This window comes from Puniceispirillum sp. (SeqCode) (genome assembly GCF_965657105.1).
Classification (GTDB): Bacteria; Pseudomonadota; Alphaproteobacteria; order Puniceispirillales; family Puniceispirillaceae; genus Puniceispirillum.
The window spans coordinates 37,938-61,991 of record NZ_CBFHNB010000003.1 but is presented as its reverse complement, the minus strand read 5'-3'; the positions used below and the strand labels follow the sequence as shown (position 1 = coordinate 61,991).

General features: G+C 48.2%; 23 protein-coding genes and 1 pseudogene. 19 read left to right on the top strand and 5 right to left on the bottom strand.

The features are described from left to right. Positions 1-78 precede the first annotated feature (78 nt). The gene (locus ACTF7Q_RS01100) at positions 79-912 is read right to left on the bottom strand and encodes a lysophospholipid acyltransferase family protein (protein WP_438996005.1); all 834 of its coding nucleotides are present in this window, start codon (positions 910-912) and stop codon (positions 79-81) included. A 303-nt stretch (positions 913-1,215) separates the two neighbouring features. Here ACTF7Q_RS01100 and ACTF7Q_RS01095 point away from each other — a divergent pair, with 303 nt between their 5' ends. The 8 genes from ACTF7Q_RS01095 (at position 1,216) to fni (ending at position 10,158) form a co-directional block, all read left to right on the top strand. Beyond that, on the top strand, positions 1,216-2,208 hold the full coding sequence (locus ACTF7Q_RS01095; protein ID WP_438996004.1) for a helix-turn-helix domain-containing protein: 993 nt from the start codon (positions 1,216-1,218) through the stop codon (positions 2,206-2,208). 417 nt (positions 2,209-2,625) lie between these two features. After that, positions 2,626-3,402, top strand: a complete 777-nt coding sequence (locus tag ACTF7Q_RS01090) for a bacteriorhodopsin-like (RefSeq protein ID WP_438996010.1) — start codon at positions 2,626-2,628, stop codon at positions 3,400-3,402. Between the two features lie 72 nt (positions 3,403-3,474). Then, positions 3,475-4,497, top strand: coding sequence for a polyprenyl synthetase family protein (locus ACTF7Q_RS01085; RefSeq protein WP_438996003.1), 1,023 nt, complete (start codon positions 3,475-3,477; stop codon positions 4,495-4,497). A 42-nt stretch (positions 4,498-4,539) separates the two neighbouring features. After that, positions 4,540-6,072: a phytoene desaturase family protein gene (crtI, locus tag ACTF7Q_RS01080; protein ID WP_438996002.1), complete on the top strand. Its 1,533-nt coding sequence runs from the start codon at positions 4,540-4,542 to the stop codon at positions 6,070-6,072. 5 nt (positions 6,073-6,077) lie between these two features. Beyond that, positions 6,078-7,013 carry a phytoene/squalene synthase family protein gene (locus ACTF7Q_RS01075; protein WP_438996001.1) on the top strand — a complete coding sequence of 312 codons (936 nt, stop codon included), beginning with the start codon at positions 6,078-6,080 and terminating at the stop codon, positions 7,011-7,013. Between the two features lie 16 nt (positions 7,014-7,029). Next, on the top strand, positions 7,030-8,130 hold the full coding sequence (locus ACTF7Q_RS01070) for a lycopene cyclase family protein (protein ID WP_438996000.1): 1,101 nt from the start codon (positions 7,030-7,032) through the stop codon (positions 8,128-8,130). 14 nt (positions 8,131-8,144) lie between these two features. Continuing rightward, positions 8,145-9,101 (top strand): Brp/Blh family beta-carotene 15,15'-dioxygenase, encoded by a 957-nt coding sequence (locus ACTF7Q_RS01065; protein ID WP_438995999.1) that lies wholly within the window; start codon positions 8,145-8,147, stop codon positions 9,099-9,101. After that, positions 9,094-10,158: a type 2 isopentenyl-diphosphate Delta-isomerase gene (fni, locus tag ACTF7Q_RS01060; RefSeq protein ID WP_438995998.1), complete on the top strand. Its 1,065-nt coding sequence runs from the start codon at positions 9,094-9,096 to the stop codon at positions 10,156-10,158. The genes ACTF7Q_RS01065 and fni overlap by 8 nt, the downstream gene beginning before the upstream one ends. 20 nt (positions 10,159-10,178) lie before the next feature. Here the strand turns inward: fni and ACTF7Q_RS01055 are convergent, their stop codons facing one another. Next, on the bottom strand, positions 10,179-10,958 hold the full coding sequence (locus ACTF7Q_RS01055) for an IclR family transcriptional regulator (RefSeq protein WP_438995997.1): 780 nt from the start codon (positions 10,956-10,958) through the stop codon (positions 10,179-10,181). 273 nt (positions 10,959-11,231) lie between these two features. On the opposite strand from ACTF7Q_RS01055, the gene ACTF7Q_RS01050 reads away from it, so the two are divergent. From ACTF7Q_RS01050 to ACTF7Q_RS01010, 9 genes and pseudogenes are all read left to right on the top strand, one after another. After that, entirely contained in the window at positions 11,232-12,827 is a 1,596-nt protein-coding gene (locus tag ACTF7Q_RS01050) for a GMC family oxidoreductase (protein ID WP_438995996.1), read from the top strand. Continuing rightward, positions 12,824-13,441: a YjbE family putative metal transport protein gene (locus ACTF7Q_RS01045; RefSeq protein ID WP_438995995.1), complete on the top strand. Its 618-nt coding sequence runs from the start codon at positions 12,824-12,826 to the stop codon at positions 13,439-13,441. The genes ACTF7Q_RS01050 and ACTF7Q_RS01045 overlap by 4 nt, the downstream gene beginning before the upstream one ends. A gap of 177 nt (positions 13,442-13,618) precedes the next feature. After that, positions 13,619-14,734 (top strand): TRAP transporter substrate-binding protein, encoded by a 1,116-nt coding sequence (locus tag ACTF7Q_RS01040; RefSeq protein WP_438996009.1) that lies wholly within the window; start codon positions 13,619-13,621, stop codon positions 14,732-14,734. 132 nt (positions 14,735-14,866) lie between these two features. Next, positions 14,867-15,433: pseudogene (locus ACTF7Q_RS01035) on the top strand (TRAP transporter small permease subunit); the annotation flags it as partial. Positions 15,434-15,610: 177 nt separating this feature from the next. Next, positions 15,611-17,116 (top strand): TRAP transporter large permease, encoded by a 1,506-nt coding sequence (locus ACTF7Q_RS01030; protein ID WP_438996008.1) that lies wholly within the window; start codon positions 15,611-15,613, stop codon positions 17,114-17,116. Between the two features lie 11 nt (positions 17,117-17,127). Beyond that, the gene (gene hisD, locus ACTF7Q_RS01025) at positions 17,128-18,420 is read left to right on the top strand and encodes a histidinol dehydrogenase (protein ID WP_438995994.1); all 1,293 of its coding nucleotides are present in this window, start codon (positions 17,128-17,130) and stop codon (positions 18,418-18,420) included. 2 nt (positions 18,421-18,422) lie between these two features. Then, entirely contained in the window at positions 18,423-19,181 is a 759-nt protein-coding gene (locus ACTF7Q_RS01020) for an SDR family NAD(P)-dependent oxidoreductase (protein WP_438995993.1), read from the top strand. Next, positions 19,178-20,170 (top strand): alcohol dehydrogenase catalytic domain-containing protein, encoded by a 993-nt coding sequence (locus ACTF7Q_RS01015; protein WP_438995992.1) that lies wholly within the window; start codon positions 19,178-19,180, stop codon positions 20,168-20,170. Before ACTF7Q_RS01020 ends, ACTF7Q_RS01015 begins: the two co-directional genes overlap by 4 nt. 41 nt (positions 20,171-20,211) lie before the next feature. Next, positions 20,212-20,607 (top strand): Rap1a/Tai family immunity protein, encoded by a 396-nt coding sequence (locus ACTF7Q_RS01010; protein ID WP_438995991.1) that lies wholly within the window; start codon positions 20,212-20,214, stop codon positions 20,605-20,607. A gap of 17 nt (positions 20,608-20,624) precedes the next feature. On the opposite strand, the gene gloB is transcribed toward ACTF7Q_RS01010, so the two are convergent. The 3 genes from gloB to ACTF7Q_RS00995 all read right to left on the bottom strand — a co-directional run bounded on the left by gloB (position 20,625) and on the right by ACTF7Q_RS00995 (position 22,605). After that, positions 20,625-21,395: a hydroxyacylglutathione hydrolase gene (gloB, locus tag ACTF7Q_RS01005; RefSeq protein ID WP_438995990.1), complete on the bottom strand. Its 771-nt coding sequence runs from the start codon at positions 21,393-21,395 to the stop codon at positions 20,625-20,627. An 11-nt stretch (positions 21,396-21,406) separates the two neighbouring features. Beyond that, complete coding sequence (gloA, locus tag ACTF7Q_RS01000; RefSeq protein WP_438995989.1) at positions 21,407-21,847, bottom strand: lactoylglutathione lyase; 441 nt, start codon at positions 21,845-21,847, stop codon at positions 21,407-21,409. An 86-nt stretch (positions 21,848-21,933) separates the two neighbouring features. Next, positions 21,934-22,605, bottom strand: a complete 672-nt coding sequence (locus ACTF7Q_RS00995) for an HAD family hydrolase (RefSeq protein WP_438995988.1) — start codon at positions 22,603-22,605, stop codon at positions 21,934-21,936. Positions 22,606-22,767: 162 nt separating this feature from the next. On the opposite strand from ACTF7Q_RS00995, the gene ACTF7Q_RS00990 reads away from it, so the two are divergent. Continuing rightward, positions 22,768-23,196, top strand: coding sequence for an N-acetylmuramoyl-L-alanine amidase (locus tag ACTF7Q_RS00990; protein ID WP_438995987.1), 429 nt, complete (start codon positions 22,768-22,770; stop codon positions 23,194-23,196). A 3-nt stretch (positions 23,197-23,199) separates the two neighbouring features. Continuing rightward, a complete protein-coding gene (locus tag ACTF7Q_RS00985; protein ID WP_438995986.1) occupies positions 23,200-24,030 on the top strand; it encodes a C40 family peptidase in 831 nt (276 codons plus the stop codon). Positions 24,031-24,054 lie beyond the last annotated feature (24 nt).

The window sequence follows — 24,054 nt, the reverse complement described above, 5'->3', positions numbered from 1 at the left end:
GGGGGTTGGTCTTGTTGATGACCATATGACAACATGCTGGCGCTATCACGGATTACGCTGAAACGCGATGATGCACAGCTATGATATGCCGTAAGTCTTGCGCCGCATATAATCAGTGGCCAATGTTCGGTTGCCCAGCGCTTTTAATGTTGCGCTGTCGATTGGATCACGCATTGTGATATTAACGCTGGTGCCCATTAATTTACATATCTCACGGAACATGAGTGAATAGCCGAGCGTTAGGCTGATCCGGCGCGCCATCTGGAATAGGACTGAGTTGCGCCCATCAAAATAGAACGGCACAGTGGTAGTGTTTTTCTGTTCAGCCAGCTTGGCGGCAAAGGTTTTCCACTCGATATCATACACAGTGCCAAATAGGCGTGGTGCCAGCGAGATAGCGCCTGCTGGGAAAATGATAATCGCGCCATCATTTTTAAGGTGCGTCATAGCATCTTTCCTGACCTGTAGATTATTGGCCAGTGCAGCTTCGGTCTCATCAAAATCGATGGGCAGGATTTTATCCTTAACAGCGGGTGCCTGTCTGAGAACGCGGTGGGTGATAATCTTATAGTCATCCCGCACTTCCGCCATCAAGGCGCATAGAACAAGGCCGTCAATGACGCCATATGGATGGTTTGATACAGCAACAACACGACCGGTTTTGGGGATCTGCGCTTCTTGTTCAAACTGGAGATTGATTTTAATACCAAGGCGATCCAGTGCATCCGACCAGAAATGTGATGGGTGAAGATCTTCGCTGACATAGTCAAAATAGAGCTGGCTGATTTTTGGTTGACCAGTGGCGCGTTCAAGCGAACGAATCACTTTGTTCGAAAACGGCCCCATTTCGGCATCGGCAAAAGAAAACACGGGATGCTCTTCTGCTAGTGCTATATTGCTGTGATTATTCATACATCATCCATAAATGTCACTTAAAACACTGTCAAAATAATAATTAAATATTACAGAATAGTGACATATTTACATATAATTATTTCTACTGTTTTGCACAGGCTTAAGTATTATATTAATAATTAGATATGAGATCAGAGTTCAGAAATATAGAGCTCATTACCCACATATATCTAAGAATTTACAATAAAATTTATATTTAAAGGTGGGTTTTGCCTCGTTAAAAATACCAAAAACTAGACTTTGATATATTCTTGTATAAGTATAATCGAATTAGCTTTTGCTTAAATAAGTAGCCATTTAATGAATCTTGAATTAGCTGAAATTCAGAAAACAACAGACAAACTCATCACTGAATTTTGTTTGATGTATGATGCTGATCAGTCGGTGTTACGTAAAGAGGTTGCAGATATAACTCCAAGCCAAGGCGCACATAATGACGAATACGTTGCTCAAGCCACGCTAAAAGCTGTTTGGAGTGCCATAGCGGTTAGAGCCAAGGGTTATGAATTTGCTATTTTAGTGGGATCAAAGACGGCTGAAGCCCCCCCAATTCCTTTTAATTTCATGAAAAATTACGCTCCTGACCTACGTAGCGTCTTTCAGCGTGCAAAGTATTTTACCAGATATCTTCCCGCGGCGGATATTAAATGCCGCGAAACCGCGGATAATTTATCTCTTTATATGAAAGTGCAAGACCCAGATCATGGTTCATGCCTGCGGATAGCATCTTATTTTACCTTTCTGATCAAGATGGCACGCGCACAGACATCGGAACCGTTTATTGTTAAAAAACTAGAATTAGACCAGCAATATACAAATTGTCTCCAGCTACGAGACTTTATGGGCTGTGACATAGAGTATTGTGACACAAATTCCATTCATATTAAAAAATCCGAAGCAACGGTGCCTTTTCTGGGGGCTAATGCGGTTATGTGGACGGAGGCAGAAAGTGAACTCTGGCGGCGTTCATTTGGCGCTGAAAAATCTGCTATTTATAAAGACGTATTTAGCATTTTAATAGAAACACTGCCAATGGGTAATGGAACGATTGATCCGGTCATAGAGCGGATGGGGATCAGCAAAAGAACATTACAGCGTCGCCTCAAAAAGGATGGTATCAGTTTCCGTGAACTTCTTAATGAAACACGTTTCTGGCTAGCCTCAGAATTTCTAAAACAGGGTGACATGTCCAAAACTGAAATAGCCTATCGGTTGGGATATAGCGATCCAAACTCATTTTATCGGGTGCATAAAGCTTGGAAAAAGTCGCGTTTTGCTGACGGCAAAATATAAACGCCTGTCCATTCAACTGCTGTAAAAGTAGTTCACATTTGCCTCAAACCATAAAATTCGGACAATTTAGCATTTTGAGATGCTGGATCATGGTGATTTTGAAATTGATACAAGATACTGCCGAAATAAATTCCTTTTTACTAAAGTATTGAAAAATATATAACTATTTATATAAATAGCAAATATCTATTAGTATTATTGCGTAAATGAGAAAACTGTTTTTATTCAATTAACACATTGTTAAATAATAGAAAAAATAGAGTTTTGAGTAAGTGCTGGTTAACAAGGTGGTTAATTATTGAAGTGTATCAGATTTGATGAATAATTGGCGAATCGTGAACGTTGCCGGTTCGGCTCAGTTTGCGCGATCATAATCTAAAATGATCAATCTGTTAACGGAGGTTTAAAATGAAGATTATGTCGGGTACTTCAAAGGCGATCTTGGCTACTGCCACTGTTGCCCTTTTCCCTACAATTGCATTCGCTGCTGACGCAAATCTAGCCAGCGATGACTATGTCGGAATTTCGTTCTGGCTAATTTCAATGGCACTTGTTGCCTCAACAGCATTCTTCTTCTTGGAGACACAGCGTGTTTCTGCAAAGTGGAAGACATCCCTGACAGTGTCTGGCTTGGTAACTTTGGTTGCTGCCGTTCACTATTTCTATATGCGTGACGTGTGGGTCAGCACAGGTGACACACCAACTGTATATCGCTATATTGATTGGCTTATCACAGTGCCGCTTCTCATGGTTGAGTTCTACTTGATCCTGCGGGCTATCACAAATGTATCAGGTGGCGTTTTCTGGCGTCTGATGATTGGTACACTTGTCATGCTTGTCGGTGGTTACGCTGGCGAAGTCGGTTACATGGGCGCATGGCTTGGTTTCATCATTGGTATGGCCGGTTGGGCATACATTCTGTATGAGATCTTTGTTGGTGAAGCGAGCCGGATTTCAGCTGAGCAAGCTCCTGAGTCTGTTAAGTCAGCCTTTTCAACAATGCGTTGGATTGTAACTATTGGTTGGGCGATTTACCCGATCGGTTACTTCTACGGTTACTTAGGTACAGGCGATCCAGCATCTGCTGCTGCATCACTTAACGTTATCTATAACTTGGCCGATGTTCTGAACAAGATTGCGTTTGGCGTAATCATCTGGAACGTTGCTGTTACAGAGAGCGAAGCATCCAAGTAATATATTATGAGGCGGTCTTCGGATCGCCTCATATTCTTTCCGCTGGTGAATATAAACATACAGGGGTAAGCCATGCCGAATCTTTCGGTAAAACAAAGTTCGATATTCCGGGACGTTACACCTCGTGCTGACGCCGAGGGGGCTAACTCTCAAAGACTTCATGAATTTATTGTAAATAGGCTGCCTAAAGACGGAACCCCGCTTGCGGATGCTGCACGCCATCATTTTGCCAAACCAGGTAAAATGTTGCGGGCAAAGATGGCACTCAGCGCGGCAAAGCTTTTGAAAATTGATCAAGCGGCAGCTTTACATTGGTCAACCTCTATTGAGGTTTTGCATAACGCATCTTTGATCCATGATGATATTTGCGACGGTGATAAAATGCGTCGTGGCCGTGTAGCTGTATGGGCAAAATATGGTCGTGATGTGGCTTTGACTTTGGGTGACTGGCTGATTGCGTTGTCATTCGAACTGGCAGCCGAGGCAGCGCAACGCGCCAACACACCAATGCTGGTGAAAATTCTGGCCAAACATATGGCGACCACTACGGCTGGCGAGGCGGCTGAATTTTCAATTCAGTCAAGCTATAGCTGGGATCATTATCTGCGGATTGCCGGTGACAAGACCGCGCCGCTTCTCACCGCGCCGCTGGAAGGTATTGCCGCCATGGCTCTTCATGGCGACGCAGCAGGTGCCATTGGTTCGTATTTCCGCCATCTTGGTAAAGCGTATCAGATCGCCAACGATATCCTGAATTTTCGCGCTGATGACGGGGCGGCTGATTGCGGGTCGGATTTAGCGCGACGCGCGCCCAATGCGGTTATTGTAGTCTATCGTGAGCGCATGGAAGGCGACGAAGCGCTGGCCTTTGATAAATGGTGCAAGGAAGGCAGCAATGACGGCCTTGCCTTTTGGCTTCAAAAAATAATGGTATCGGATGCCTTGACCCAAAGTGCTGTCCGTATGCAGGGCATTCTCGACGAGTCAATACGGTGTGCAGCAGAAATGCCTGTCGAGCTTCAAACCGCCATAGCACCGGTACAAAATCTGCTTGAGGCAATATGTCTTCAATCAGTTGCTGGACTTGACCGCTAGGCATCGCCTAAGATTAATAGAAATGTTAATGATAGGTGTTTTATGACGTCACAAATGCCGGTAACGCCGTTGGATAGTGACCCAGCGGCAAGGGAGCATATTCTGGTGATTGGTGCCGGTTTTGGTGGAATTGCGGCGGCCTTGCGTATGCGGGCCAAAGGCTTTGAGGTAACGCTGGTTGACAGATTGTCAGCTATTGGCGGACGTGCTCAGGTTTTTGAGCGTGGTGGTTTCAAGCATGATGCTGGCCCAACCGTCATTACAGCGCCATTCCTGTTTGACGAGCTATATGAATTATTTGGTGAAAAGCGCGAAGACCATCTGGATTTCAGGTCGCTTGATCCTTGGTATCGGTTTTATTTTCATGGGGGCAGGCAGTTCGATTACCGTCCGTCGATCGAAGATACGAATGACGAAATTCGTAAATTCTCGGCAGATGATGTCAAAGGCTATGCGGCGCTTCTTAAAACATCGAAAGCTATTTTTGACATTGGCTTTGAAAAACTTGCTGACAGGCCGTTTACAAAATTATGGACAATGCTGGCGCAGATCCCCAGCTTGTTACGCCTGAAAAGCTATCATTCGGTGGCTGGCATAGTGAACAGCCATATCAAGCACCCCTTATTGCGACAGGCTTTTTCAATACATCCACTTCTCGTGGGTGGTAATCCTTTTACAACGACATCTATTTACAGCCTTATTCATTATCTTGAACGGCGCTGGGGCGTGTTTTTCTGCATGGGCGGTACAGGTCGTCTTGTGGCATCATTACATGAGCTTTTGATCCGGGTTGGCGTTACTGTTGAATTGAATGTCGATATTGCCGAAATCACGATGCAGGATGGCCGGGCAACCGGCGCCATTGCCGAAGATGGTCGTCGGTTTACTGCAGATAGGGTGATCTGTAATGGTGATCCGCCAACCGTTTATAGTCAGATGCTGCCAGCTGAAAAACATAGGAAAAAGCGGTTGCTGCCAGATCGTTTGACGCATTATTCTATGGGGCTTTATGTATTGTTCTTTGGCACCCGAACGCAATATCCCGATATCGCGCATCATACGATCTGGATGGGGCCTCGTTACAAGGAACTTCTGGCCGATATTTTTGATAAAAAAATTCTGGCTGATGATTTTTCACTTTATCTGCACCGTCCAACAGCCACCGATGCAAGTTTTGCCCCAGATGGTTGTGATAGTTTCTATGTTTTATGTCCGGTGCCGAATCTGCGTGGTAATATCGACTGGGATGTCAAAGGGCCTGAATTGCGTGATCGCATCGTCACCGCCTTGAGTGCCACGATCATGCCTGATCTGGAAACATCTATAAGTGATGAATTCTGGATGACGCCGGAAGATTTCAAAAAAGATTACAGATCAATGCATGGTGCGGGATTTTCGATTGCTCCTATTTTTGTGCAATCAGCCTGGTTCCGCTATCATAATCGTGACCCGCATATTCCTAACCTGTATTTTGCGGCCGCTGGGGCGCATCCTGGTGCGGGCATGCCAGGTGTTTTGTGTTCGGCAAAGGTTGTCGAGACATTGATCGATGATGATGTTCGATCGAATAGGTAAGGTGCATGAATATATCGCAAAAGAACATGCATAGTAATGAAGAACTACCACCCGAAATGTCGCTTGCCCGTAACGGCAAAAGCTTTAACTGGGCAAAACATTTTCTTGGCAATGAAATGGGAAAAAATGCGGCAAAATTATATAGTTTTTGCCGTTTGCTTGATGACATGGCCGATGGTGATATTCCAAATGGCAACACAAGACTTTTGGCTATTCGTGATGGCTTGAAAAATCATCAGCCAACGACAGATCGGGCGGTAACAGACTTTTATCCCTTTATGCAGGAAAAGAATATCGACAGCGATGTGGTTCTGGCACTGATTGATGGTCTGCTTCAAGATCAGAATGTTGTTGCGCTTGAAAATGAAGACGAATTGTTACGTTATTCCTATCGTGTTGCGGGCACTGTTGGGTTGATGATGTGCAAGGTTCTGAATTGTCATAATCCGGCGGCTCTTGCGCATGCCATTGATCTTGGTATCGCCATGCAACTCACCAATATTGCCCGTGATGTGCTTGAGGATGCGATGATGGGGCGGCGCTATCTGCCTGCATCATGGGTGGGCAACATCACAGCTGACGAAATTTTAGCCGCAATGCGATCTGCGGATACAGCCAGAATAAAACTTGTTGCTGCAGGCATTAACCGCCTATTGGCACTGGCTGAGATCTATTACGAAAGCGGCCTTCACGGTCTGGCCTATTTACCGGTGCGTGCGCATATCTCAATAGCCGTGGCAAGACAAGTATATCGACAGATTGGTGTTCAGCTTAAAAATCGGGGCACACCATGGCAACGTGGGCGTCAACATACAAATATCCTGACCAAAATTATCTGTACGTCGCAGGCTATGCAAAGCCTGCTATCGCGGCCAGCTAAAAGACAGGTGCATAATAAAGCTCTCCATCATACTTTGGCTGGATTGCCCTATGTTACCTGAGGCCAGATCGTCATCCATGTCCGGTATGTTTGATCATGCGCTGGCCAAAAAGCATATAGCCATTATCGGTGCCGGTTGCGCCAGCCTGTCACTTGCTGCCTTGGCTAATGAACTGCCGCGGGCACAGATTCATATCATCGAGTCGTCATATCCGGCGCATGCTGATCACGTCTGGGGATTCTGGGCGATGGACTGGCTGGACCGGGTACGCCCTCTGGTGCGCAAAAGCTGGCATAAATGGGCGATCGTGACTGAACATTCACATAGCATCATGCACACGGCGCAACATCCCTATCAGGCGATAAGCCGGCATCAATGGCTAGCGCAATGCCGTGACCAGGCCATCAAGCATGGCGTGACATTTCATGACAGTTTGGATGCGGCGCGCCTGGATGCAGAGGCCGAGATATTTGATAGTCGGCCACCAAAAGTGCCGGATGGTGTCATGCTTCAGCATTTTGCGGGGTTTGAGGTGCGCGCCCCAGCAGGTAGTTTTGATGAAAGCACGGCCATATTGATGGATTTCCGCTGCGATCAATCTCATGGAATGCACTTTATCTATTGCTTGCCGTTTTCGGATCGTGATGCGCTTGTTGAGTCAACTATGTTTTCACCGCAACAGGCACCGCAGCCTTTCTATGAAAAGGCGATAGCTGACTGGCTGACTGAGGTTGCCAAAATCACCGATTTTGACATTACACGGCGTGAAGCAGGTGTTATTCCGCTTGGGTTTTTTGCACGCCATGACCCTGATTTGCGGGGCGTCGGCGCTAATGCGGGGGCAATCCGGCCATCCAGTGGTTATGCCTTTGGCTTTATCCAGAAACAGATACATCATGCGCTTGCCAGAGTGAAAGCGGGAAAGCCACTGGCCTTTGACCCGCCGCATCGGACGGTCGATTTGTGGATGGATCGCGTTTTTCTATCGGTGTTGCGACATCAACCCCAGCTAGCCCCCAGAGTCTTTAGCCTGATGGCCGCGCGTTTGAATGGCGATGAATTTGCCATGTTTCTGAGTGGTGAGGCGACCATGAAGCTTCGGCTTAAAGTTATTTTGGCGATGCCGATATGGCCTTTTTTGCGCGCTTTGTTCCGACCTGAGCCAGATGCGTCATGATTATTGAAGCCCTCATGTCTTTTCTTGATACTTCACGCCTTGGCTGGGCCAGTTTGCTTGGGCTTGCGGCTGTCATTTTTATTGGTTTGCCACATGGGGCGTTTGACGGTGCTGTGGCTATGGCGCTTGGCTGGGCAAAACGACCATGGATGATGCTGGCCTTTATTGGCGGCTATATTGGTTTAGCTGCCTTGGTGGTTATCTTCTGGCTGGCATTTCCAGATATTGCCTTATTGGCATTTCTGGGTATCAGCCTGATCCATTTTGGTCTGGGTGACGCAATAACGGGCAAGGGTATAGCACTGCTGGTGCAGACGATTGCACATGGTGGCATGGTGATTGGGGGTATCAGCCTGTTCCATAAAGCCGAGGTTGATATCATCTATAGCTATCTGACAGGTGGCGATACTGAACTTATCTGGATATATATCGAACAGTCATCGATTGTCATTGGCTTGGCCTTATGTATATACCTCGCTTTGGCCATTATGCGTCCAGCTTTGCGCCCGCGGTTGTTTGAGATCGTCTGTCTGGGATTTATCTTTTATATGTTACCGCCTTTGGCAGGGTTTGCCTTCTATTTCTGCATGGTGCATACGCCGCGCCATTTATTCCGCATCTGGCGTCAGCTAGGTCGCCAGAATTTCAGCCCTAGATCAATGATGATCATGGCCGCGGGGTTTAGCTTTGCAAGCTGGTTGGCTGCCGGCATCGCGCTGTGGATGATGCCGTCATCGATGTCTGCTGATGCTCAACTGTTGCGCGTTATCTTTATTGGCTTGGCGGCATTAACCGTACCTCATATGATGCTGGTAGATGGTCTGTTCCGGCGTCATCAGCCATCCATAAGGGGGATCGCAGATATAATGCCAACAACTGACATTTCTTTCAAAAGTGATAGCGGCCAAGATAACTTACCCCAAGATAATAAGCCCCAAGATAATAAGCCCCAAGGACATAACGATGCGTGATCAGACACCCCCGATGGCCAACACATCTGACCGCAAAGATACGCATCTTGATCTGGCCATGTCACCTCTGGCACAGGCCGGTGTCAGCAATAGCATGGACAGGTTGCGCCTGACCCATTGTGCAATGCCTGAATGTGACCTGGATGCGGTGAATATCACAACCCAATTTCTGGGCTATGATCTGTCGGCACCACTTTTCATTGGGGCTATGACAGGCGGCACAAAGCGGGCGGACAATATCAATGCGGCGCTTGCCGAAACGGCGCAATCACAGTCTGTAGCTCTGGCAGTGGGCTCGCAGCGTGCAGGACTGGAAAATGGATCATCGCTCCGGCATTTACGGGCGTTGGCACCGGATGTCCCGATCATAGGTAATCTGGGTGCAGTGCAGCTTGCTGGCGATGGCGGGCTGGATCTGGCAAAGGCCGCGATTGACGATTTGCAGGCGGATGCCATTGCGATTCATCTCAACCCGCTTCAAGAAGCTGTTCAACCCGAAGGTGACCGTGACTGGCGTGGTGTTGCGGCCGCAATCGAGCAGGCGGTAAGCGACCTAACGGTGCCTGTAATTGTAAAGGAAGTAGGGGCAGGCATTAGCGCGTCCTTGGCGCACCGCCTGTTTGAAATGGGTGTCATGGGGGTTGATGTTGCCGGTCTTGGCGGCACCAACTGGACACGGATCGAGGCGGCGCGCATCACAGATGATGACGCTGCTCTTTTTGCACCGTTCCTTGATTGGGGTTTGCCGACACTTGAATGTCTTATTGATGTGTGCAACCGATGTCCGCACCACCAGATTATTGCGTCAGGTGGCATTCGTCATGGTCTGGATGTTGCCAAGGCTCTGTGGGTTGGCGCGTCGATGGTGTCGATGGCGGGGCCGATGCTGAAAATGCTGATCGATATGTCGGATGATGAAATGGCGATCGAGACACTTTCACCCGATACACTTTCAAGGGCATTGATGAACTGGCAAAAACAGCTAAAGCTTGCCTTGTTTTTGACGGGGTCGGCAGATATTGCCAGTTTGCGTCAGGCTGAGGCCGAATTGATATAGCCATGTCCGGCATGTATTAGCTAGGCAAAAAGGGCATTCGAGATGATGTTGGCTGACTCGGATAGCAACTTATATTTGTCGCGGGCATCCTGTTCTGAAAACCGTTGCTTGGGGCCATGCACCGCAAGCGTGGCATAAAATCGACCTTTGGGATCGCGAACAGGAACCGCTATGGCCACCATACCATCATGAAACTCTTCACTGTCAATTGCATAGCCATTCTGGGCAATCTGTCTTAATTCGACATTTAGCGAATCGATGCTGGCATGTGTACGTTCGGTAAAGATTTCCATTTTCAAACCCGTAAGCAACGCTTGCCGTATTTTGGGCTTTAGGTTTGACAGATATACTTTACCGCTGGCTGTACAGTGAAAAGGCACATGCGTGCCAATAGGCAGCAAAATCCGGAATGGCCAGTTTGTTTCCACGCGGTCAATATAACGCATACCATCACGTTCCGGCATGACAAAATTGACCGTTTCACCAACTTCATGCGCGATTTTAAGAAGCACCTGGTGACGCGATACCTGATTGGCCGACAAGCCAACCAATCCGGAAGTGAGTTTTAAAAGCCGGGTTCCAGTTTGCAACCGGCGTCCAATTTTTTCCAGATATCCTTCTGATACCATGGTTTGGCAAAGCCGGTGCGTGGTCTGTTTGGGCCAGCCAAGATGATCTGTAATTTCAGTTGGCGTCATTGGCTTACCCACCTCGGCAAGCACTTCCATGATGCGTAAGGTGCGCAAATTTGGTGCCACCTTGTCAGCTAGTTCTGTGTCTGTTGACGGTAAGCCATTCATGGTTATCTCGTTTGGGGTCATCTCGTTTGGTTGTCGCATCTGATTATAAATCTGAGTTAATTCTAGGCTGTTTTGCTTGACGGGTGAATATTCAAATCACCTATGACACAGATGGATGCAAAAATTTAGCTTGAACACACCGCAAATATATGGTGGAATTTTTGCAATATACAAGAAAAGGGACTAAAAGTCTCAAAAATCGATAAATATGGTTTTTTCAGTACATTTTGTGGTTCTGAAAAAATTCTCAAGTGTCTTTTGGGAGGAGATTACTTGAAATTTGACTATATAATTGTCGGCGCTGGATCTGCTGGATGTGCTCTGGCGAACCGTTTATCTGCAGATGGTCGAAGCCAAGTGGCGCTTCTCGAAGCGGGAGGACGTGACCTGAATCCATGGATTCATATTCCTGTGGGTTATTTCAAAACCATGGGTAATTCGTCAACCGACTGGTGCTATAACGCTGAAGCTGATGCTGGTCTGAATGGGCGCGCTAGTCCATGGCCGCGTGGCAAGGTGCTAGGCGGCAGCTCTTCGATTAATGGTTTATTATATGTGCGGGGTCAGCCAGATGATTTCAATCACTGGCAACAGCTTGGTAATAAAGGCTGGGGTTGGAAAGATGTGCTACCCCTGTTCAAACGTGCCGAGCATTGGGAAGGCGCCGAAGCCCCGGAACGAGGCAAAAATGGTCCACTGAATGTATCTGAAAATCAAGTTGATCGTGATATTGTAACGGCTTGGGTCGATGCGGCGGTTGCGGCAGGCTATAAGCGTACGTTTGATTATAATGGCGAAGATCAGGAAGGTGTCGGCTATTTCCAGATGACTATGAAGAATGGTCAGCGCTGTAGTAGTGCGGTTGCCTATTTGAAGCCAGCACGACGCCGCAAGAATTTACATATCATTACGCATGCACATGCTGAAAAGCTATTATTTAAGGGCAAAAGCTGTATTGGGGTTCAGGTCCGCATCAACGGTATCTCGCAAGATGTACATGCAGGTCGTGAAGTTATATTATCTGCGGGTGCGATAGGATCACCTCAGCTATTAATGGTGTCGGGTATTGGCGCGGCTTCGGAACTAGCCGAGCATGGTATTGAGATCAAAAATGATCTGCCAGGTGTTGGCAAAAATATGCAGGATCATCTGCAAGCCCGTCCGATTTTCAAAACCACAGCCAGCACGATAAATCTCGAAATTAATAATTTTTTCAAACGTATGCGTATTGCTTTGATCTATGCAGCATCGCGCTCGGGTCCGATGGCGATGGCTGTCAGCCTTGGAACAGGCTTTTTGAAAAGTGATCCTGCACTTGACCGTCCGGATATCCAGTTTCATATCCAGCCTTTTAGCGCAGATAGCCCGTCAAAAGGGCCACATGCCTTTTCAGCATTCACAGCTTCGGTTTTGCAGCTTCGTCCGGAAAGCACAGGCACGTTGTCATTGAGGTCGGCATCAATGCATGACGATCCAGTGATCCGGCCAAATTATCTGGCAACCCAGACGGATTGCGACACGATTGTTCGTGGCATTCAGATTGCGCGAAGCCTATGCGATTACGAACCCATTAAATCGCTCATCAGCGAAGAACACGCACCTGGCAAGAATATTGGCCGCGATGACACAGCTGGCATTTTGAATTGGGCACGTGATACCGCGACAACGATTTATCATCCTACCGGCACCTGTAAAATGGGACAGGATAAGATGGCGGTGGTTGACGAACGTTTGCGGGTGCGTGGCATTCAAGGCTTACGCGTCGCTGATGCGTCGATCATGCCGGTTATCACATCGGGAAATACAAATGCACCGGCCATCATGATCGGTGAAAAAGCATCAGATATGATTATGGAGGATGCGGCATGAATTGGGCCATGATCGCTGATATTTTACAGATTATTTTTGCAGATATTATTTTGTCTGGCGATAACGCTTTGGTGATTGGCATGGCGGCAGCGGGTCTTGCACCTGAATTGCGACGACGTGCGATTTTCATCGGCATGATGATGGCGGCAGGCTTGCGTATTGTGTTTGCCGTGCTTGCCAGTTACCTGCTTGCCTTTGAAGGCATATTGCTGATTGGTGGCGTGCTACTGGCGTGGGTATGCTGGCGGTTTTACAATGATTTGCGTGAATTCAACAGCGCATCTGAAGCGGCTGATGATGAAACTGAGTCATCGGGCGACAAACAGGGTTCATCCTTTACGCGGGCTTTATTCACCATTCTGGTGGCTGATGTGTCGATGTCGATTGACAATGTTGTCGCGGTGGCGGCGATTGCGCGCGATAATACGATGCTTTTGGTCTTTGGTTTGGCGCTGGCGATTACCTTCATGGCTTTGTTCGCATCAATGATCATGCGCGTGATGTTGCGTTTTCGCTGGCTGTCATATCTGGGCCTTTTCTTTTTGATCTATTTGACCGCCATGATGCTTTATGACGGTGTTAACGAACTGAATCTTATAACTATATTTTTATAGGGGAATGGCTTGATAGATTGTTGAAAGATAATTTTGTGAGCTGAGGCCTGAATATAGCCAAGGCCTGAACATAGCTAAGGCAGGTAATTGAAATTTGATCCACGACAAAAGCTAAGCTGTAATGCCTTCATCAGCACACGCGGATCATAAATGAAGGCAAAACTTGGGAGGATGATTATGTCCACTTTAAAAATGGTAAGAAATGGTATTGCTTCCGTAGGAATCGGTGCCGCTATTCTTCTTGCGCCTGTGGTTGCACAAGCAAAGGAAGTTAATATCCGTGTGCAGGCCGTTCTTGGTATGCAGACTACGGAAGTTAAAATGCTAAAAGATTTTATGGCTGACGTTACCGCACTTACTGGCGGTGAGGTTACTTTTGAAGTTCTGCCAGCGGGTGCAGTGGTTGGTGTTAAAGAAACACTTGACGCTGTTGACGCCGGTCTAGTAGATGGCGGTTTCGCCTGGACGCATTACTGGTCAGGCAAGCATCCAGCAGCCATGCTGTTTGGTTCACCTGTTGCTGGTGCCGGTGTTGGTATCGATAACATTGCGTTTATTTCATGGTTTCTGAATGCAGGCGGTAAAGAGCTTTATGAGCGCCTGTGGGACGAAATGGGCATGAATGTAAAAGGCTTTATGCTTCAGCCAGTTGGCCCAGAGGCACTTGGCTGGTTTAAAGAGCCAATCAACTCAATGGACGACTTCCGTAAGTATCGTTTCCGCACACCTCCAGGTCTTCCTGGCCAGTCATATAAAGACATCGGCGTAGCTTCTGTTGCTATGGGCGGTGGTGACATTCTGCCAGCGCTGGAAAAGGGTACAATTGATGCGGCTGAGTGGTGTTGTCCAAAGCCTGATATGGACTTTGGTTTCCATAAGGTACTAAAGCACTATTATCTTCAGGGTCTGCATCAGGTTGTTGTGAATGCTGATATGTATCTGAACAAAGATGTTTACAACTCACTGACCGACCACCAGAAGAAGTCTTTTGAAGTTGCTGCTAACGCATCTCTGATCAAAGGCATGTCTGCTCGTATCTATGATAACGGTGTTGCCTTGCATGAGCTGACAACAAAGCATGGTGTTATATTGCATGATACCCCCGCTGATTACTTTCCAGCTTATATGAATGCAGCAAATGCTCTCTTGGAAAAGAACTCTGCTGAAAATGAGTTCTTTGCCGAAGTATGGCAATCACAGAAGGATTTTGCTGAAATCGCAGTTCCTTTCTGGTCAGGTGCACAGACATCTAATGCCAAGCTAGGCATGGCATATGCGAACACCCTGAAGTAATTTTAGGGGATTAAATATGGCGGGTTCCCAATGTTTTGGGGACTCGCTCACATTATTCATTTTGATATTTTATCTGCCGGTATTGCTGGCTGGATGCTATTTAAAGAATTGTCGATATAAAGGGGAATAATCATGGCGCAGAATGAAGAGGGTCAAGAACTCGATATTTCTGACGAGTTGATTGCGGAACGGCGTGCTGGTGAACCTGGCGATACGCCTGAAGATATGCATCCTTGGATGCGTGGTATTGTTGGTAATATCGACGTGCTCAATAACTGGGTTGGTAAAATCACCTGCTTTATGCTGGTGCCGGTTATTTTTGCGATGATTTATGAAGTCGTCGCGCGCAAGGTGTTTGTGGCACCGACTAACTGGGCCTATGACACAAGCCGCATGTTCTGTGGTGCGATGTTTATGATGGGTGCTGGTTACGCATTGATGCGTGGTGTGCATATCCGGGCTGATTTCCTGTTCCGTACCTGGTCACCTCGTACGCAGGCGATTGTCGATGCGTCGCTTTATTTACTGTTTTATTTTCCAGCGTTGCTGTTCTTTTTCTGGGTGTCGATGGATTACACGGTTAAAGCATGGGTAACGTGGGAACGGTCAATGGACACCGCGCTTATGGCCCCTTTGGCACCAGCCCGCTCGGCGATGCCGATTGGCGCGTTTTTACTTTTGATTCAGGGTATTGCTGAATTATTGCGCTGTTGTCACCAGATGGGGGGTGCGGCACAACGTCGATTGTTACAATTCCTGCCTGTCTATATCATCGGTCTGGCATTGGTTTTCGGCAATGTGTTTTTCCCTGATGTGATCACCCTAGGCGGTATGTTTGAAAGTGGCCTGAAAGGTGCAGGTGGCCTGTCGCAACCCATGATTGGCGTGATTATGATTGCGGTCATGTTGCTGGCCATTTTCATTGGTTTTCCAATTTCCTTTACCTTGATTTTCCTTGGTTTCGTATTTGGTGCCTGGGGATTTGGTGGCAAGATGGTGTTCTATCTTCAAACCTTGCAGTTCAATAATGTGATGCTTGAACAGACGCTAGCCGCGGTGCCGCTTTTTGTGTTCATGGGCATCATGATGGAACAGGCCGGTCTGATGGAACGTCTGTTCACTTCGGTGCAGCTGATGTTGTCTCGAACCCGTGGCGCGCTCTATCTGGCGGTGCTTTTTGTATCGACCATCTTTGCCGCGGCAACAGGTATTGTGGGGGCGTCGGTGACCATTCTAGGTATCATGGCTGCCAAAACAATGAATCGCTCAGGCTATGATGTCCGTCTTGCCGCTGGAACAATTACCGCGGGTGGTACGCTGGGTATTCTGATTCCGCCATCGATCATGCTGGTTGTGATGGGGCCAGTGTTACAGGTGCCGGTTACTGATTTGTTTGCGGCTGCGATTATTCCGGGAATCATGCTGGCATCGATGTATGCTGCATATGCGTTGATCCGGTGCTGGCTCAATCCATCACTGGGGCCGATTTTGTCGCCAGAGGATCAGCCGGTTACCTCATCCTTCTACTGGCTTGAGTCCACTCTGGTGATTTCATCGATCATCATCCTGTTCACATTGATAGTGAAAGCGCTGTCTGGCAGTCTTCAGGGCATATTCCCATTTTCGTCAATCCTGATCCCGCTTGGTTGGATGGGCTTGATGTATTATGCCTCGATCTGGGTGAAAAAGAATCAGCCCGCTGGTTTTTTCTTTTCTGATCTATGGTATGAGTTCTTTATGGGCTTGGTGCCGCCATCGGCGCTGGTTGCGTTTGCTTTGGGATCAATTCTGTTTGGCTGGGCAACCCCTACTGAAGGCGCTGGCTGTGGTGCATTTGGAGCTTTGATTCTGACCATTGCCTATCGCAAGCTGACGTCAAAGATGTTCTATGAGGCGTTACTGAAAACCCTCGAAATTTCGGTATTAATTCTATTCCTTGTGGCGGCATCTAACTTCTTTGGTGCGGTGTTCTCGCGTCTTGGTACGCCGATGCTTCTGACCGAATTTCTTCTAGCGTGGGATCTCTCGGCAACGATGGTGCTGGTCATCATCATGGCTTTGATTTTCTTGCTGGGTTGGCCGCTGGAATGGGTGCCAATCGTGCTTATTATTGTGCCGATTTTGATCCCGGTTTTGGTCAAACTCGACATTAATCTGACATGGTTCGGTATTCTCGTAGCGGTTAATTTGCAAACAGCGTGGCTTAGTCCGCCTGTTGCATTGTCGGCTTATTTCCTCAAGGGCGTTGTGCCTGAGTGGGATTTGAAAGATATTTACTTTGGCATGATGCAGTTCATGGTAATCCAGTTGATTGGACTTGCGCTGATTTTCTCATTCCCGGAAATTGCATTGTGGTTACCTGAATATATTTACGGAAAATAGGATTTTAAAATATGACAATTACGTATATCAAAAAAGCGTCGAAAACCCCGCAAACTGGCACTGACGAAACGCAAAAGATCGTTGCCGATATGCTGGCAACCATCGAAGCAGGTGGCGAAGATGCGGCGCTTGAATATGGTCGTAAGCTTGATGGTTTTAATGGCAATGCGGTGGTGAGCGCTGAACAGATTGCAGCTGCTGCCGACGCTGTTTCACCACAGCTGAAAGATGATATCCAGTTCTCGCTTGATCGAGTGCGCACCTTTGCCGAAGCCCAGCGCGACTCGATCAAGTCGTTTGAAACCGAATTATCACCGGGCTTGTGGGCGGGTCAGAAGCTGATCCCGATTGAAACAGCGGGTTGTTATGTCCCAGGTGGTCGTTACGCGCATGTGGCGTCAGCGATTATGTCGATTGCAACGGCAAAGGTTGCTGGCGTAAAGCATATTGTTGCTTGTTCAGCACCGAATGGCGAAGACGGACCAAATCCGGCCATTCTCTATGCTATGAATTTATGTGGTGCTGATACGATTTTGTCATTAGGCGGTGTGCAGGGTATTGCGGCGATGGCCTTTGGGTTGTTTACCGGCAAGCCAGCTCGTATTCTTGTCGGACCTGGTAACCGTTTTGTCGCTGAAGCCAAGCGAAGCCTGTATGGCCGTGTGGGTATCGATATGTTTGCCGGACCTACAGAAATTGCGGTGATCGCTGATGAAAGCGCTGATCCGGCTGTTGTCGCCGAAGATCTGGTCAGTCAGGCTGAACATGGTCCGGACTCGCCAGCATGGCTATTCACCACATCACAGAAGCTTGCTGATGACGTGATAGCTCAGATGCAGACACATATCGAAGCGTTGCCAGACATTGCACGTAATGCAGCGACTGCCGCATGGCGTGATTATGGTGAAGTCGTTCTGTGTGATACCGATGAAGAGGTTGCAACCATTTCTGACGAATATGCGGCCGAGCATCTCGAAGTGCATACATCTAAAGATGACTGGTATATGGACCGTTTGCAAAACTATGGATCACTTTTCGTTGGTGAAGAAACGACAGTGACCTATGGCGATAAATGTTCAGGCACCAATCACATTCTGCCAACCAAGGGGGCGGCACATTATACAGGTGGTCTGTCTGTGCATAAATTCATGAAGGTTGTAACAACCCAGCGTATGACCCGCGAAGCTAATCGTGAAGTTGGCGCCGCTGCCGCACGTATTTCGCGGCTTGAGGGTATGGAAGGTCATGCACGTGCTGCCGATGTGCGGTTACGTAAATACTTCCCAGGCGAGAATCTGGGCTAGGCATGAACACCAACGCTGATATCACTGTTTCGCTAGCGGGTAAAACCGCGCTTATTACCGGCGCCAGCAGTGGTATTGGTGCTTTCATGGCTGATGAGCTTGGCAAGGCTGGCGCACGCTTGGTGCTTGTCGGGCGACGTAAAGAACGTCTTGATAATGTTCTTGCTGGCTATGATGGCATATCGACTGCGCTTGATCTGATGCAAGCGGACGCCATTAACGGAGTGAAAACGGCTTGTCATGATGCGGGTATACATCCTGACATCATTGTTAATGCGGCGGGTGTTAATCATCGCAAATCGGCGGATGATATTTCAGCTGAATTATGGCAGGACACAATTCATCTGAACCTGTCTGTGCCATTTCTGGTGGCACAGGCCTTTGTCCCGCATATGAAGACGGCAGGCTGGGGACGGATTATTAATATTGCGTCCTTGCAATCGGCGCGTGCTTTTGAGAATGGCATTGCCTATGGGGCGGCCAAGGGCGGTATTGTTCAGCTTACACGTGCTATGGCCGAAGCATGGTCACGGCATGGCATTATGGCGAATGCGATTGCGCCTGGTTTTTTCCCGACTGAACTAACCGCACCTGTTTTTGGAAATGCGGATCTTGCCAATCACCATGCTCGTAATACGGCTATGGGACGTAATGGCGAATTAAGCGATTTACGCGGACCATTGCTGTTCTTTGCATCGGATGCAAGCGGATATGTGACGGGACAGACATTACCCGTTGATGGGGGATATACGGCAAAATGAAGGCTCTTGTTTATACAGGCACTATGGAGAGTGAAATCCGGGATGTGCCAGAACCAGTCGCGGGTGCAGATGCTTCCATCGTTGATCTGGTCTGTTGCGGTATTTGTGGCTCGGACATGCATGCGTGGCATGGTCATGATGCGCGCCGTGTGCCGCCACTTATTCTGGGGCATGAAGCTGTTGGGCATGTCATTGCGGGACCTGACAAAGGCAAACGTGTTGCCATTAACCCATTGATGACCTGTGGCACATGCCCGGCCTGTGTTGCGGGTGCTACGCATCTTTGCCCATCGCGCGAATTGATAGGTATGCGGGTGCCTGGTGCTTTTGCCGAACAGGTGGCCATCAAGACCAGCAATCTGACAGTTTTGCCAGATCATCTTGGCTTTGCACAGGCAGCACTTGCCGAACCGCTTGCCTGCGCGGTGCATACTGTCCGTCTTGCTATGAAGTCAGCCACAAAAGCGCCTAGCGAAAGCCGTCTTGTGGTTCTGGGGGGCGGGGCTATTGGGCTTCTATGTGCGCAAGTTGCCCGTCATTTTGGTTATGCTGATCTGTGGATTGCCGAGATTAACCCGCTACGCCGTGACATGCTTGAAAAGGCAACGGGCGCACGCGCCTATGATCCGCTTAGTGAAACGCCGGACGATAAGCCTGTTGATATCATCATTGATGCGGTTGGTGCGGCGGTAACGCGTAAAACAGCCTCGGCGCTGGTTATGCCTGGTGGCGTCATTGTTCATATTGGCTTGCAGGATAATAATGATGGTCTGGATGCACGGCGCATTACGCTCCAAGAAATCATTTTTCAAGGCAGCTATTGCTATAGTGAGCAGGATTTTGCCGACAGCTTGTCATTACTGGCTGATGGTGTGGTGACAGGCGAAGGGTGGACGGAAATGCGCCCCCTAGCCGAAGGTGCCAAATCATTTGTTGATATTCACGAAGCTGTAGCACCGCCCAAAATCATCTTGGATACTGATCTATAGACAAGATTGATTGCTGATTATCGAATTAACAGGAGTGTCCCATGCCAAAGATTTTATCGCCTTTCTCATCCGTGAAACATCTGCTGGCATCATGCCTATTGCTTACAACAGGTGCCTTGGCAACATCGACAACCGTGTATGCTGATTTCATCGATGGCAATGCGTTACAACTATATTGTACGTCACAGAACCCGACTGATGATGCTATTTGTATTGTCTATATTACGGGGGCTGTAGATGCCTTTACCACGGTTGATCTATTCAGTGAAAAATCATCGGACAATAAGCGTGTCTTTTGTATGCCTGAGGGGATTCAGCCTGATGCGTTAAAAACAACGACGATGACATGGATGCAGCGACCCGATGCTAATCTTGATTTTGCCGCAACATTGCTGATCTGGGGTGCCATGAAAAACAGCTATGGCTGTCCAGAATAAACTGTGAAGTTTGGTGTCTAAAATGCGTCCTTGCGGCGGCGTATTTCGGCAAACACATCAGCATTACTGGCATCCGCCATCCCCAGATGCGCCCTTATTGACGTATCATCGGGGCGCAGAAACGGGTTCGTCGCTTTTTCAACCGACATTATGGTTGGCACTGTGGCGATATTGTTGGCGCGCTGTTCGATGATCTGTGCATGGCGTTTGTTCAGCGCGTCATTATCCGGATCTACAGTCACAGCAAAATCGGCATTTGCCTTGGTATATTCATGACTGCAATAGATGACAGTATCATCAGGCAAGGTCAGTAATTTTTCCAGACTTTCCCACATCATATCAAAGCTGCCTTCAAAGACCCGTCCGCACCCAAGGGCAAATAGCGTATCACCGGTAAAGACGATCTTTTCTTCAGGCAGATAAAAGTTAATCATATCTGTGGTATGGCCGGGTGTGGCCATCACGCATATTTGTCGATTGGCAAAGTCAAAGCTGTCGCCATCCCATAGTGCGTTATCAATGCCGGAAATAGGTGTTGAGCGCGGTGGTGGTCCGGTGACATGCGCATTATGCGCCGCTTTTAATGACGCTAAACCAGCCGTATGGTCAGCATGGTGATGCGTGATAAAAATATGGGTTAATGACCAGCCGGTTTCTGCCAGCGCCGCGTTGGTCGCGGCGGCATCACCAGCGTCTATACAGGCTGTTGCGCCACTGTCCTTGCAATGTATCAGCACGCCATAATTATCGGCATTATAGGGAAATTGGAAAATTTCTAATCGGGTCATAGGCCTATCCGTTACCATGTGCCTATATTTTCCATCGACGTCCACGGCTCGCATAGCGATAAAGCATCTCCTTCTTGAATCAGTTCGATGGAAATATTGTCAGGCGATTTGATGAAAGCCATGCGGCCATCGCGTGGGGGGCGGTTAATGGTTACACCACTATCAATTAATGCCTGGCAACTGGCATAGATATCATCAACCTTATAGGCAAGATGGCCAAAATTACGCCCAAAATCATAATCTTCAGGATCCCAGTTATAGGTCAGTTCAAGTTCAGGCGCGGCTTCGGCGCGGCTTCGGTCCTGATCTTTGGGCGCGGCCAGAAACACTAGTGTAAAGCGGCCAGCTTCAAAGTCTTTACGGCGCATCTCGATAAGACCGAATTTGTTGCAATAGAAATCCAAAGAAGCGTCCAGATCTTTAACCCGAACCATTGTGTGAACAAAACGCATTGATTATCTCCCGTAGCATATGATGGATTAATCATAGGCGGTGCGCCTTGCCGCTGTCCATGCTTGCCAAGACGCCGTGCAGTATTTTATCCGAATTTTATCCCGATCATGGCGGCACCTGCCAAAAGATTGGGCACAATCAGATGATGTGGCGGGTTAGCTGGTCGCATTGCGGGTGCGAGGTCAGGAACCTGTATCACGCGAATGCCTGCGGCAATGGCAGCGTTGGTGCCATTTTCTGAATCCTCAAATGCCACACAGTCTTGCGGGTCTATGCCCAGTTTGGCAGCCGCATCAAGATATACATCCGGTGCTGGCTTGCCATTAGCAACTTCGTCACCACCAGTCAGATGCTGAATGAACGCCCAAAGGCCAGCCTTTTTCAGTGTTCCCCGCGCCCGCGCACCTGATGACGATGTGGCAACCGCCACGGGTATGCCAATCATATGCAGATGTGCCAGTAATTGATGCGCGCCATCCTTGACGGGCACACCATCATCAACCAGCGCCCGATAGGCAAGCAACCAGTCATTTTTAAAAATTGTTGGGTCAAGTGATGACGGCAGAATACTACCCAGAACGCCAAGCCCGGTAACATGATTCAAACCAATCATCTGGCGGTAATCTGCCATTGTCACGCTGACGTCATATGCAGATGCTGTCGTGCAGAAACTCTCATAAGACAGACGCTCGGAATCAAGCAAAAGCCCATCCATATCAAACAGAATACCGCGAAAAGAAAATTCAGAAATGGACATAAAGGCCTCATAAAGAAATGAACAACATTCTGCCTTGCCACGGGAAGTGAAGAAAGCAAAAACTTTGCTATTGGCAGTTCACGCTTTATGGCATGATCTATCACGATCAGATACAGATATGGCATGACGTTTGTGTCAGGCTAGATTTATGGAGATATGGTCATGCCGACAGCCTTGATAGCTGGAAATATTCGCCACCTAGTGGTGCATTGTGCTGATACGCCTGATGATGAGGCGCTGGATGCGCGTGCGATACATGATATGCATCTTGGCTTTGGCTGGCATGGTATTGGTTATCATTGGGTGATCTGCCGCGATGGTACATTGCAAACGGGTCGCCCTGAATATTGGGTTGGGGCGCATGTCAAAGGCCATAACGAAATCAGCCTTGGCGTATGTTTGATTGGCCGCCAGAATTTCACCGATGCACAAATGCAGACTCTAAAGTCATTGTTGACGCGGTGGCGCAAGGACTATCCGCAAGCTGATATTTGTGGCCATTGCGATTTTGACTATACAGAAAAAACCTGTCCCAATTTTGATGTTGCTGCCTGGTGCGCAAAACATAATATCACGGCAAAAGCGGAATAGATCATGACCGTCAGTGACACGCCAGACACGCCAGACATCCTCGATACCAAAATGCAGGTCAGTTTGCCCTATATTGGCTTATATGATGCGCCGCGCAATGATGCGGGATTGGATACGCAATGTCTGTTTGGCGAAGGCTTTATCGTCACGGGTGAAGATGGTGATTTTTATTATGGTACTTTATTGACCGATGGCTATCAGGGCTATGTGCCAAAGTCGGGTCTGGTGCCGTTTATGGCAGTGCCAACACATCGGATGCCAACACATCGGGTAATTGTGCCGCGGTCGCTTGTGACCCGAACTGCTAATATTAAAAGCGGCACGCAGTTTGGCTTATCACTTGGAGCACAGGTGACGGTGTGTGATGGTGATGAATCATCAGATGTTCATAATGTGCAAATTCATACGCCGCATGGCGTTGGCTATATGCCACGCCGCCATCTGGTGCCGTGCGATCATAAAGTCACCGATTGGGTGGCTATAGCTGAATCATTACTGGGCACGCCCTATAGCTGGGGTGGCCGTGATAGTGGCGGGCTGGATTGCTCGGCTCTAATCCAATTAGCCTTGCAGACAGCGGGCATTGCCGCGCCCCGCGATAGTGGCCCACAGGCCGCCACGCTGGGTGATTTGCTGGCTGATAATGCCCCACTCAAACGGGGGGATCTATTGTTCTGGAAAGGTCATGTCGGCATTATGCAGGATACGGTCAACCTGCTTCATGCGAATGCGCATCACATGCAGGTGGCCTCGGAAAATCTACGCGAAGCTCTTCCGCGCATCACCTGTGAAGCAGGCAATGTGACCGCCCGCCGAAGAATTTTGCCGATCTAGCCTTTGTCCGTTTAGCCCTTGCTC